Source organism: Bartonella sp. W8122, assembly GCF_016102485.1.
Classification (GTDB): domain Bacteria; phylum Pseudomonadota; class Alphaproteobacteria; order Rhizobiales; family Rhizobiaceae; genus Bartonella; species Bartonella apihabitans.
In genome coordinates this window covers 510,454-522,476 of the sequence record NZ_JACFOO010000001.1, presented here as the reverse complement: position 1 = coordinate 522,476, position 12,023 = coordinate 510,454, and the positions used below count along the sequence as shown (strand labels likewise).

Annotated in this window: 14 protein-coding genes; 5 read left to right on the top strand and 9 right to left on the bottom strand. The window is 44.6% G+C overall.

Annotation, left to right across the window (positions count from 1 at the left end):
• The first annotated feature begins 115 nt into the window (after nucleotides 1–115).
• Nucleotides 116–886, top strand: coding sequence for a Bax inhibitor-1/YccA family protein (locus H3S83_RS02390; RefSeq protein ID WP_198238812.1), 771 nt, complete (start codon nucleotides 116–118; stop codon nucleotides 884–886).
• A gap of 181 nt (nucleotides 887–1,067) precedes the next feature.
• Here H3S83_RS02390 and H3S83_RS02385 read toward each other — a convergent pair whose 3' ends face one another.
• On the bottom strand, nucleotides 1,068–1,427 hold the full coding sequence (locus tag H3S83_RS02385) for a DUF2794 domain-containing protein (protein WP_246741760.1): 360 nt from the start codon (nucleotides 1,425–1,427) through the stop codon (nucleotides 1,068–1,070).
• A 220-nt stretch (nucleotides 1,428–1,647) separates the two neighbouring features.
• Here H3S83_RS02385 and H3S83_RS02380 point away from each other — a divergent pair, with 220 nt between their 5' ends.
• Nucleotides 1,648–2,526, top strand: a complete 879-nt coding sequence (locus tag H3S83_RS02380) for an endonuclease/exonuclease/phosphatase family protein (protein ID WP_198237964.1) — start codon at nucleotides 1,648–1,650, stop codon at nucleotides 2,524–2,526.
• A 186-nt stretch (nucleotides 2,527–2,712) separates the two neighbouring features.
• Here the strand turns inward: H3S83_RS02380 and H3S83_RS02375 are convergent, their stop codons facing one another.
• Entirely contained in the window at nucleotides 2,713–4,173 is a 1,461-nt protein-coding gene (locus tag H3S83_RS02375) for a phospholipase D-like domain-containing protein (RefSeq protein WP_198238810.1), read from the bottom strand.
• A gap of 191 nt (nucleotides 4,174–4,364) precedes the next feature.
• Between H3S83_RS02375 and H3S83_RS02370 the strand changes: the two genes are divergently transcribed.
• Nucleotides 4,365–4,937, top strand: a complete 573-nt coding sequence (locus tag H3S83_RS02370) for an HdeD family acid-resistance protein (RefSeq protein WP_077970008.1) — start codon at nucleotides 4,365–4,367, stop codon at nucleotides 4,935–4,937.
• 50 nt (nucleotides 4,938–4,987) lie between these two features.
• Here H3S83_RS02370 and H3S83_RS02365 read toward each other — a convergent pair whose 3' ends face one another.
• Nucleotides 4,988–5,380, bottom strand: a complete 393-nt coding sequence (locus H3S83_RS02365) for a septal ring lytic transglycosylase RlpA family protein (RefSeq protein WP_198237966.1) — start codon at nucleotides 5,378–5,380, stop codon at nucleotides 4,988–4,990.
• 172 nt (nucleotides 5,381–5,552) lie between these two features.
• On the opposite strand from H3S83_RS02365, the gene H3S83_RS02360 reads away from it, so the two are divergent.
• Nucleotides 5,553–5,936 (top strand): YbaN family protein, encoded by a 384-nt coding sequence (locus H3S83_RS02360; protein WP_198225407.1) that lies wholly within the window; start codon nucleotides 5,553–5,555, stop codon nucleotides 5,934–5,936.
• 250 nt (nucleotides 5,937–6,186) lie between these two features.
• Here H3S83_RS02360 and H3S83_RS02355 read toward each other — a convergent pair whose 3' ends face one another.
• The gene (locus H3S83_RS02355; protein WP_198238809.1) at nucleotides 6,187–6,807 is read right to left on the bottom strand and encodes a L,D-transpeptidase; all 621 of its coding nucleotides are present in this window, start codon (nucleotides 6,805–6,807) and stop codon (nucleotides 6,187–6,189) included.
• 473 nt (nucleotides 6,808–7,280) lie between these two features.
• Between H3S83_RS02355 and H3S83_RS02350 the strand changes: the two genes are divergently transcribed.
• Nucleotides 7,281–7,484, top strand: coding sequence for a hypothetical protein (locus H3S83_RS02350; protein WP_078038899.1), 204 nt, complete (start codon nucleotides 7,281–7,283; stop codon nucleotides 7,482–7,484).
• Between the two features lie 43 nt (nucleotides 7,485–7,527).
• Here H3S83_RS02350 and H3S83_RS02345 read toward each other — a convergent pair whose 3' ends face one another.
• The 5 genes from H3S83_RS02345 to H3S83_RS02325 form a co-directional block, all read right to left on the bottom strand.
• Nucleotides 7,528–8,304: a glycosyltransferase family 25 protein gene (locus tag H3S83_RS02345; RefSeq protein ID WP_198238808.1), complete on the bottom strand. Its 777-nt coding sequence runs from the start codon at nucleotides 8,302–8,304 to the stop codon at nucleotides 7,528–7,530.
• Between the two features lie 61 nt (nucleotides 8,305–8,365).
• On the bottom strand, nucleotides 8,366–9,274 hold the full coding sequence (locus tag H3S83_RS02340; RefSeq protein ID WP_198238807.1) for a metal ABC transporter permease: 909 nt from the start codon (nucleotides 9,272–9,274) through the stop codon (nucleotides 8,366–8,368).
• Nucleotides 9,271–10,122, bottom strand: a complete 852-nt coding sequence (locus tag H3S83_RS02335) for a metal ABC transporter permease (RefSeq protein ID WP_198238806.1) — start codon at nucleotides 10,120–10,122, stop codon at nucleotides 9,271–9,273. The genes H3S83_RS02340 and H3S83_RS02335 overlap by 4 nt, the downstream gene beginning before the upstream one ends.
• 5 nt (nucleotides 10,123–10,127) lie before the next feature.
• Complete coding sequence (locus tag H3S83_RS02330) at nucleotides 10,128–10,952, bottom strand: manganese/iron ABC transporter ATP-binding protein (RefSeq protein WP_198239636.1); 825 nt, start codon at nucleotides 10,950–10,952, stop codon at nucleotides 10,128–10,130.
• An 8-nt stretch (nucleotides 10,953–10,960) separates the two neighbouring features.
• On the bottom strand, nucleotides 10,961–11,881 hold the full coding sequence (locus H3S83_RS02325) for a metal ABC transporter substrate-binding protein (protein ID WP_198238805.1): 921 nt from the start codon (nucleotides 11,879–11,881) through the stop codon (nucleotides 10,961–10,963).
• Nucleotides 11,882–12,023: the final 142 nt, after the last annotated feature.

Below are 12,023 nucleotides of genomic sequence, written 5' to 3'. Positions count from 1 at the left end.
TATCGGTAAGGCATGCTGGGGTTCCGCCAGCGGCGCCCGGGATTGAAATGGGGGAAGACAGTTTTTCCAGCCATTTTCCGACACCGTCCGGAACACAAGCTAAAGGATTATTTATATGGCTGATTTTAGAAACTTTCGCCCGACGACAGTCACTCAGGCCGATGCTTCCATTGACCAGGGACTGCGCAGTTATATGCTTGGCGTCTACAACGCGATGGCAATCGGGCTTGTTATAACAGGTATTGCAGCGTTTGTTATTGCTTCACTTGCAACAACAAGCGATCCGACACCTTATGTATTACCTAATGGCGTCCATCTCACATCATTCGGTGTTACTTTCTATACGTCACCGTTTGCTTATGTTGTGATGTTTGCTCCGCTCATTGCAGTTTTCTTTCTAAGCTTCAAAATCGGGTCGTTGAGCACAAGTTCGGCGCGCGCATTGTTTTTCGTCTATGCAGCCCTTGTCGGTTTGTCGCTTTCGTCAATCGTTTTGCGTTATACACCTGCAAGCATTACGCAGACATTCTTTATCACTGCGGCTTCTTTTGGTGCCCTCTCGCTCTATGGTTACACAACAAAGCGCGATCTGACAGGCATGGGGTCTTTCCTGTTTATGGGATTGATTGGCCTTTTACTTGCCATGGTCGTCAATTTGTTCCTTGGCTCGAACGCATTGCAATTTGCAATCTCGATTATCGGTGTTCTTATTTTTGCCGGTCTTACCGCTTATGACACACAGACAATCAAGGTTATGTATTATGAAGGCGATGCAGAAGAAACACGCGGCCGCAAGGTTGTTATGGGTGCTTTGACACTCTATCTCGACTTCATCAATATGTTCGTTTTCTTGTTGCAATTCCTCGGTCAGAATCGCAACTCCTGATAATTGAACTATAAAACAATTTTTAAACCCCGCCTTTTTCGAGACGGGGTTTTCTTTTGGCAAATTTAAAAGTGCCGGAATTTGCTTATCCGATAACGAGTGCGGCTTCCGATAGAATTTAAACGGTAAATGCAACGATTTCCCGATGCTCTTCAAAAGAAGATAAATCCAATAAAAAAGCTCAAACAATTTTGAAAAGTTTTTTGTCAAACACTTTCAGAACATTGCGAAGTTCTTTGCCACGTTTCAAAATCAAACCGCTTGCCGCAATGACGCTGTAAGCACCCTGGCGGTTCGCCAATTTCGGATTTTTCTCGACACGATAAAGCGGTACTTCGGCAGTACGGCGAAATATGGAAAAAACGGCTTTATCATCAAGATGGTCAATCGCATAATCGCGCCATTCACCGGCGGCAACCATCTGACCATAAACACGCAATATCGCATTCAGTTCAATTCGGTTGAAAGCAACAGGTCCTGAATGTTTTCTGTGAGTATTCTGTGAAAAAGCTTCGATTATTATTGCTTCATCGTCGCTCATATCAGCCATAGTTTTGTCTTTCACCGTTTACGGAAGATATTGTCCCATTTTAAATGGTTACGCAATTTTTCTCGCAACAATTAAATCTTTTATCATAGTTTAATGAAAAAATAGATGGTATTAATTTTCAACTTCAAGCGACCTAACTTGTAGTTTCAAAGCTGTCACTTCATATTATGGTTAAAGCTTTCGAGCGGGGCAACTCTGCTTTCAGAAAAAAATGATGGATATCCTTAAAAATAAAAAATTCCATTGGCCAAGCCAATTAAATCAAAAAGCGCTCCAGACCAGATTGTTACAGGCTGTCCGCAACCGTCATGGACATCGTCCGAAAGATGCCGATCGCGACACTTATGATATGGTTGTCGGATCCTACAATATTCATAAATGTGTCGGCGTTGACAATGTGTTTGATCCGGAACGCATTGTACATGTCGTTGCCGAGCTCAATGCCGATATTATGGCTTTTCAAGAGGCTGACAAACGTTTCGGCGAAAGAATAGGCTTGCTTGATCCGGAACTTTTAAAGTCGGAAACCGGATTGGAACGTGTGCCGATCAATACCATGTCTCCGCGTGGACTTGGCTGGCACGGCAATGCGCTTTTCATGCGCAATGGTAAAGTCAAAGATATTGTCCAACTGAAACTGCCCGGCGTTGAACCGCGTGGTGCACTGATTGTTGAACTTGACATGCCTCTCGGGCTTATCCGTATTGTTGCAGCCCATTTCGGGCTATTACATCATTCTAGAATTCAACAGGCAAAACTCATTTTGTCCATTCTGGAAAAACGCGAAATCATGCCGACGATTATGATTGGCGATTTAAATGAATGGCGATTGGGCAGAACATCCTCGCTTAAAAGCCTTGCTCCGTTCTTTGATTTACGGCTCGGCACATTGCCAAGCTTTCCCTCCCGTTTTCCGGTTCTGGCGCTAGACCGTGTTTTTGCTTATCCACACGAGCTTGTTTCCAACATTGAAATCCATAATTCGCCATTGGCAAGGCTCGCTTCCGACCATTTGCCTATCAAGGCGGAAATCGACCTTGAAGGGGCAACAAAACTCCTCAAAGAGCGGACAGCACAAACCACAAGATAGATTTTGCCAAGAAACCGACGGCTGGTTTTAAAGACAATCGAATTTTTCCGCTGTTTTTACCGCGCTCCGGTTTTTGTCCTTTGGCCGAATGTTTTCACCTGATGCAAGGTGTGGCGGAGACCCGCAAATTGATCGCCTCGGGCTCTTTGTTTTATATATTCGACAAAATATGCGGGCGCTCTCGTGCTAAAGATAGGGTGAGCCCAACCAGATAATTTTGTCAATCAGACGCAACAAAAAGGGACGATTGACGAGATTTTCCAATTTTACCTCGCGGGCGTCTTCTCTTTCGCGAATGATTTTTTCTGACAAATAACGTGCAAGCGACCCATCGAATATTTCCATATCGATTTCGAAATTGAGTCTTAAAGAACGAGAATCCAGATTTGACGAGCCGACATAACTCCACTGATTGTCGATAGCCATGAGTTTGGAATGATTAAAAGGGCCGTTCGCACGCCAAATACGACACCCGTCACGCAACAGCTGGTCGAACTGCGCACGCATCGCCCGATCAACGAGTTTCAAATTATTATTTCCGGGAACAACAATATCCACTTCCACGCCACGACGGGCGGCCGTGACCAATGCGCTGATCAATTCGCGATCCGGCAAAAGATAGGGTGTCATGATATGGATATGCTTTTCAGCGAGTGAAAATGCCCCGATCAACATATGCTGGTTGGTTTCGATCAAGCGATCAGGACCTGTCGGGACCACGCGAATACAGACATCGTCATCGGAAACCTTTTGAACAGGCTGGATAGCCCAGATTTTTGTATCGAGATTTTCTTTTGTTGCAAAAGCCCAGTCATTGGCTGCAACTGAAAAAATATCGGCAACAGCAGGACCTTCTACACGAAAATGGGTATCATCTGCTGTCTTGTCGCCGCTGAATGTCTGGGAAAAACCGGCGCGTATATTCATTCCTCCGGTAAAAGCAACGCTCCCGTCAACAACAAGAATTTTTCGGTGCGTGCGCAAATTGGCGTAAGGCAGTCTTAAACCGATAATGATATTTCCGTTGAAGACTGCAACCGGAACTTTTTCGCGCCGCAAATCGCGCACGATAGACGGTATTGAATAACGGGCGCCAACAGCATCAATAAGAACGCGCACTTCGACGCCACGACGCACCGCAGCCGACAAGGCTTTAACGAAAAGCTCTCCCATACTATCGCGATCAAAAATATAACATTCAAGGATTAGGGAATGTTTTGCTGCACCGATTGCGTCGAGCATTGCACTATAAGCTTCATCGCCATTATCAAGAACTGTCAGGTGATTTCCATAAGTCATTCGCCCGGGAGTGACATGATCGCCCAGTCTTTTCATCGGCATGGCAAGGCGTCCGAACCGGTTTAGAATATAACTATCCGAACAATCGAAATTACCGGAACGCAGGCGGCCTTTTCCCCAAGCGTGACGATGCCGTTTATAAACGACGTTATTATGCATCCGGTTGATACCGAAAATACCGTAAATGACAGCACCTAAAATGGGAGAGAGCATGATAACACCGACCCATCCGATCGCGGTGCGGACTTCCTGTTTGGTCATAGTTGCATGGATTGCGGCACCAAGCCCCAGCAAAAAAGATAATATGGCAAGGATATGCGGCCAATAATTTTCAATAAACACATGCATATGTTACGTACTTTCACCGGTCTTTATACAGGTTGATAACCGCAAAGATGATTAACCGTCTTTATTTCTATGTTATTTCTTTTTTATATTCTATGCTAAAGGTGACGCGAAAATGGTATTGCCGGAATTAAAGAGCAATGCCATAAAAAGCATTCTTCTGAAACAGTCATTTTTGAAAAGGAAATACCGTCGTGAGTTCAAATAATTGGAATCCGCTGGAAGGCGCGCGAGAGCTATCGGCGAAATGGGGCTGGTTTTTGGTTCTGGGAATCATTCTTCTGCTGGTCGGTATTGTAGCAGCATTTACATTATCTGTTGCCACAGAAGCTGTTGCAATTTATATCGGCATTATGATGCTTGTAGGCGGCATTGTGCAAGTCATTCACGCTTTCAGTGTTAAAAGTTGGGGGCGTTTTTTCTACTGGCTACTGGCTGGACTGCTTTATACATTTGGCGGCATTGTCTGCCTCGTGCAACCGATTTTGGCTGCGGCTGTGTTTACTTTTCTACTTGGCTTTTTGCTTGTTGTTGCCGGTGTCATCCGTGTGATTATCGGCTTTCAGAGCCGGGAATTGAAGGGGCACGGATGGATTATTGCTGCCGGTATCATTACAGCTATTGCCGGTCTTATCATCACCACCGGCTGGCCGGCTAATACGCTATGGGTTTTGGGATTGTTCCTGTCAATCGATCTGATCTTTCAGGGATGGGGCTGGATCGGTTTTGCGATCGGTTTACATTCGCTCAAAAATTCGGGTCTATAAAGATCGAATAAAAAAGGGGAAGATTGCTCTTCCCCTTTTTTACGTTTATCTCAGCTTAACCGTTCATAACAGACATTTGCTAGTCCATGTTGTACAAAACCAAGCTCGGCGGCTGCACCCTTGGACAAATCCAGAATACGTCCGGCAATGAACGGGCCGCGGTCATTAATACGGACGATAATGGATTTTCCATTGAACTTATTGGTGACACGAATTTTGCTTCCGAGCGGTAATGTTTTATGTGCTGCTGTCATTCCGAACGGATTCATCTTTTCACCTGAAGCCGTTTTCGAGTGCAATGCATACCACGATGCACCACCACATTGACTACCATGACTGATATGGCCATGACTTAAGCTCGCATGTCCTTGATTGAAAAAACAGACAACAAAAATTGCTGTCAGGAACGGAAGAAGTCTTTTTTTATCGGTTAAAAAACACATATCCTGCTAACTGGTTAGAGTTTCGGGTCATTAAACGAGAAACCGATATAACCTGTGGTTGTGTTGTTCACATGGCCATGAAAAGGCATTTTTGCCATTTTTATCAATTAGTTGACCTAATTTGGGGCAATTTGTTATACAACTATGAGTTTTCAACAAGCGTAGATAAAAGATGAAAGAATTCAACACACCGGGCCCGTTACGGATTGTCTATCTGGTGATCGGTTGCCTGATGATTGTTCTGGGACTTATCGGAGCTGTTCTTCCGATCATGCCGACGGTGCCATTTTTGCTCGTCGCGTCATGGTGTTTTGCCCGCTCATCTCCGCGTTTTCATAATTGGCTTCACAGTCATAAGGTTTTTGGCCCCCCGATCAAGCAATGGGAAGAACAGGGGGTCATATCACCGTTTATCAAATTCCTCGCGGTTGGCGGAATGGCTGTGGGCTTTTGTTCGTTTATGCTCATTGCCCAACCGGTTCTTTGGTTGGCTGTGGCGACTATTGTCGTATTGGTGTTGATTTCAATTTATATCTTAACTCGTCCGTCAAGATAAATCGTTCATTGCGACTGATGACTTACTCCTTCCCACTCGCGATAAAACTGTTATACCAACTATGGGTTTCGGCTTCTGCGAATTTTGTCCGTCTGATTTCTATTGCCACATTCTCCGAATGATCCAGAAACTTTTCCATTACGGAAATTTTCACAAATCCGGTTTTTCAACGCCCCTTTACCAAAGTCACCATAAAAATAAAAAAGCGCGGGAAAACCCGCGCTTCTATTCAAAAAAAATTTGTCAATCCTTATTTAACAATAACCTTGGCACCTATTTCGGCCCGATTATAGAGATCAATTATATCCTGATTGATGAGGCGAATGCATCCCGACGAAACATTTGTGCCTATAGTCCACCATTCAGGCGTACCATGTAGTCTGAACATGCTGTCTTTACCATCCTTATAGAGATAAAGTGCGCGTGCACCGAGCGGATTTTTCAATCCCGGCCCCATACCGCCAGCAAATTCCTTCAGTTCGGGTTGACGCACCAGCATACGCTGTGGCGGTACCCAGTAAGGCCATTTGGCTTTGCGACCGATTGTTGCATTTCCCGACCAGCGGAATCCGTCACGCCCGACCCCGATGCCATAACGCATGGCTTTCCCATCCGGCATTATGTAATAAAGAAACTTGGCTTCCGTATCGATGATAATCGTACCGGGTTTCTCATCCGTCGGATAAGCAACGATCTGGCGACGAAATTCCGGCTTGATCTCGTATGCCTTGAGCGCGGGTATAACGAACCCGCCATCATTTACTTGTGAATAGGCCGAAAGGGGCGATGTCGATCCCCCTGTAGTCGTACAACCGGCTAGTGTTGCACTTGCCAGCAGGCTTGCGGCAAGCAAAATAGATTTCACGCGCATATTCCCTCTCAACTCAACAGGTTCAAGCAGCAAGCACGAATCACATTCGTGTCACTCAATTAAATCTCCGATTATTAACAGGATGTTAACCATATACAGTTTGCGCTATTTTGATAGACAAAACTTTTTGACACAGAATTTTTTGCCCACTTTTCTGTTTCAATTACCTTGACAAAAAATCTCGGACCATATCCGGATAAATCAAATATTTTATTTTAAATTCAACATAAATAAAAAACCCATTTTGGATTATATGATTCAAATCTTTTCCGGTATTGATCGCCTGATTGTGAATTCGAAATAACAATTTTACTGGATCAGAATACTCTTTCTTCGTAGCATTTATTAGAGATTGCATATTAACCGTATCAATTGTGAGAGTAAGAGCCTTATGGATTGACGGAACTCTATTGCGAAACGGCAATTGCGCGAAATCTTTTTGAACGTGAAGTGATAAAGGAAAGATCTGATCAATGCCCCAAAAGCGGGGGACCGAACAGAATTATATCGGAAAAGAAAAAGGCCGCGCGGGAGGAGATGCGCAGCCTTTGATTCCGAATGCAGCTATGGGAGGAGGAGGTGCTGCATTCAACTTGCTGGATTTGGGAGGAGGAGTAATCCAGCGAGAGGTAAAATATTTCAACGCTCCCCGAACAACAATAGACAATATTGCATAGCTGTTATGCATATAGAAAAGTATGTGTTTTCAAATGGTTATCTTTAACGAAAGGGAACAACGCCCCAGAAACAGCCACGGAAAGTCTTCAAAGCCCAAGGAACGAGATAGCGTTTTTTAAACCGTTTTAATTCGCGCTTCATTTTTTCCGGCATTGTTCTTCGCGAATGTTTGGGACCTTTTATTGTCTTTCTTTCATACAAAATGGTACTGGAAAGGCCGATTTGAACAACAATAGCCGGAAACATTTGTTCAATGTTAAGGGTGCTGAATATACCGCATTCCGGATTATACATGATTTCATCGACGGGTGCTGTGATCTGTTTATTCTCGTCATAAAGTCGTTTGGCGCAACTTTTGGAAATGATATACCCGCCAGAACAATAATGTTTGGTGAGTAACGGCGCCAACTTATATCCATCAAGCAATTCTTTATTGAATTTTCCCAATACGCATGCGATTTCAGCTGTATCGAGTTTAACGATATCGCAACCTTCCGGAATCCAATCGAATTTTGTCAAAAACAGATGTGCATGTGGAGACAGTTTCACATCATCCTCGAACACTGCTCCATAAGGGTCATCACCTTCCGCAATTAACCGCCAGCATTCACGATGACTGAGAAAACAGGCAACCTCTGCTTTGGTCAATTTTTTAGGCCAGATAGACGTTTGTGTTAACCGGTCATAGTCTTCTTGCGACAAATTGTGCCCATCAACAGCTTTAACGCGTGTAAAATCGAGACCTTCTTTGGTAAAGACGCTTTTTATATGTGTTAAGCGCTCCTCTGAACGGTCAAGATTAATCACATATCGTTTCATAGAGTTTAGAGCTCCGGTGACAAGATTCACCTTTGCTTCTATCATTAAATGTCAAGGATACTCAAGCAGTAGGTGCCTTTTTACGTATGTTAAATGATACTACAAAAAATACAACTATAAAGAGTAACGTCATAATCAATACAATTGTTGATGCCGCATCCGAACCGATAAAAGCACTTGAATAAACGCCAAGAAAACTGCTTGTCACGGCAATCAGTATCGCAATCACCAACATATGTGAAAACCGTTTGGTCAAAAGATAGGCAATCGCCCCCGGAGCAATCAACAGCGAGATTGCCAGAATAATTCCGACAGCTTTGAGCGCTGCAACGATCGTAAGGGAAATCATCGTGAGTAAAGCATAATGAAGAAAGCCGACATTAAGGCCAACCGCTTTTGACTGAACCGGATCGAAGCAAAACAGCAAAAAATCGCGCCATTTGGCTCCAAGCACTGCTGCAACCAAAAAGGAGATGATCAATGTTTGCAAAATGTCCAGCCAATTGACACCCAACAAATGGCCGAACAGGATATGATTCAAATGAAGTTCGCTTTCTATACTGGTTGCCAAGACGAGCCCCAAACCGAACATTGAGGAAAACACCACCCCCATCACTGTGTCTTGCTTGATACGGCTGTTTGCTCCCAAAAAACCGGTGAGAACAGCACAAACCATGCCTGCAAGAAAGGCACCGAAGGCCATCATTGCCATAGTAACATCGGACCGGTCGACAGCCTCGATTGCGACAAAGGGCAAAAGTCCCAGAACAAACATAGCGGCAGGCGTCATCATATAACCGACAACAACGCCGGGAAAAACGGCATGTGAAATGGCGTCGCCCAATAGCGACCAGCCTTTCAGAATCAAAAAACTTGAGAGCATCGCCATGGGGATGGCAACAATCATCGTGATCAGCATTCCCCTGATCATAAAAGGAAATTGGAAGGGAAATAAAAGTGCGTCCATCATTGTTGAACTTTCCTTGCGCGCAAGCGTGCAGCGATAAAACCGTGTTTGGGTGCGAAAATGAAAGCGAGCGCGAAAAGCGTCGCCTGCAACAATACTATGACGCCACCGGTCTGCGCATGGATAAGATAACTTGCATATACGCCGATGATACTTGTGAGAATTCCGATGATAACCGAAAGAACAATCAAACGCTCGAAACGGTCGGTTATCAGATAAGCAGTTGCCCCGGGGGTGACCACAAGACTAATGACCAGAAAGGCTCCAACTGTTTGCATGGCGGCAACTGTTGAAGCTGCAAGCAATGCAAAAAACAAAATTTTCAACCCCTTGGTATTTATACCGATTGAACGGGCATGATTTTCGTCAAAGAAAGTCACCATCATATCTTTCCATTTAATAGAGAGAATAATGAGTGAAACGACACCGATCATTGCTAGCTGAAAAATATCTGTCGGGCTCACCGCCAGAATATTGCCGAGTACGATTGTATCAATGCTCACCGCCATCGGCTTTAACGATTTCATGAACAGTCCGAGTGCGAAAAAGGATGAAAAAATAAGACCTATGATCGTGTCTTCTTTCAACTTGGTTCGCTCGTTGAAGAACAGCATGGCAGCGGCAGCAAGCCCACCTGAAAAAAAGGCCCCCAGAGAAAATGGCAAGCCCAACATATAGGCTCCGGCAACACCCGGCACAATCGAATGGGAAAGCGCATCACCGATCAGCGACCAGCCTTTGAGCATTAAAAAAGCGGAAAGAAAAGCGCAAACGCAGCCCACCAATGCGGAAACCCACATGGCATTTATCATGAAATCATATGAAAAAGGTTCCAAAAACTGGTCTATCATTGTGGTTACATTTTTTGCTGATAAGGAGAAAGTACAAGAGGATCTTCGTCATCGCTGACAATATCCACTCCGGCGGATGTTTGTTGAGGGGTGACCACCTGATGTCGTAATGCGCCACCAAAGGTTTTTGTGAGATTTTCTTCGGTAAAAATTTCCGAAGTCGGACCATACCCCAAAACCGTGCCCTTTATCAAAACCGTGCGGTCACAAAATTCGGGCACCGAACCGAGATTATGCGTGGAAACAAGCATAACAGCGCCACTTTTTCGCATTTCTTTCAGCAATGTGATGATTTGATCTTCGGTTTTGACATCAACGCCGGTAAAAGGTTCGTCAAGTAAAATGACCTTTGCTTCCTGCGCTATAGCGCGGGCAAGAAAAACGCGTTTCTTTTGCCCTCCGGACAATTCCCCGATCTGGCGTTTACGAAAGGGAAGCATATTCACCCGCTGCAAAGCGTCTGTCACAGCGGCATAATCGACATCTTTGGGCTGGCGCAAAAAATTCATGTGTCCGTAACGGCCCATCATAACGACATCTTCAACCAGCACCGGAAAATTCCAATCGACATCTTCCGCTTGAGGGACATAAGCAACAAGATTTTTCTTCAGTGCATTACGCACCGGCATATCGAAAATAGTGATGTTGCCGCGCGATAAACGGACAAACCCCATGATGGCTTTGAAAAGCGTCGACTTGCCGGAACCGTTGATACCAACCAATGCCGTAATAGAACCGGTCGGCGTTTCAAAACTTGAATCGCGAAGCGCCGTATGACCATTACGGTAGGTTACCGTAATATGTGATGCCGAAATCCCCACTATGTTCATCTCGGTGTTCATTTGGCTAGTCCTTTGGCAATGGTGGAACTCGTGACTTTCAGAAGATCAATGTAAGTGGGGACAATGCCGTCAGCTTCGGACAGCGAGTCGACATAGAGCACACCACCATATTTGGCACCGGTTTCACGAGCGACCTGTTTTGCCGGTGCATCCGAAATTGTGCTTTCCGAGAAAACAACCGGAATATTGTGTTTCTTCACAGCGTCAATAACATGTTTGACCTGTTGGGGCGTGCCTTGCTGGTCTGCATTGATCGGCCATAGATAAAGTTCTTTCAAATTGAAATCACGGGCAAGATAGCTGAAAGCACCTTCACTTGTAACCAACCAGCGCCGCTCTTCCGGCAAACTTGACAGTTCTTCCTTGATCGGATCAATCGTTGCTCTGATCTTGGCTTTGTAGATTTCTGCATTTTGCTTGTAGGTTTCGGCATTTTCCGGATCATATTTGACAAATGCATCACGTATATTGTCAACATAGATCAAAGCGGACGTAGGCGACATCCATGCATGAGGATTGGGTTTGCCATTATATGGCCCCTCATTGATGCTCATAGGTTCAACGCCGGTTGAAACGACAACACCCGGCACATCGTGAATATTGTCAAAAAATTTCTCGAACCATAACTCCAGATTCAATCCGTTCCACAAAATGAGATTGGCACCTTGTGCCCGCATCAAATCTTGCGGTGTCGGTTGATATTCATGAATTTCCGCCCCCGGTTTGGTTATGGACTGAACCTCGGCTGCATCTCCTGCAACATTTTGTGCCATATCGGCAATAACGGTAAATGTTGTCACAGCTTTGAATTTCTGGGCTGCATAACTACTCGCTGTCGAAAAAGCGCTGATAGATATCGCTATGAGCGCAAATATGATTGTTTTGAGACCAACCTGTTGCAAAAAAGCAGGTTTCATTTTCAAAATTCCTCTCACTTATTTTTTCTTATTGCAAATCATTTGCAATTACTTTACTGCGTATCAGACCGTTGTTCTAATTGCAACTGCAAATCATTAGCAGTTAAACAAAATGATTTGGCCGGCATTTTGGCCAATCATT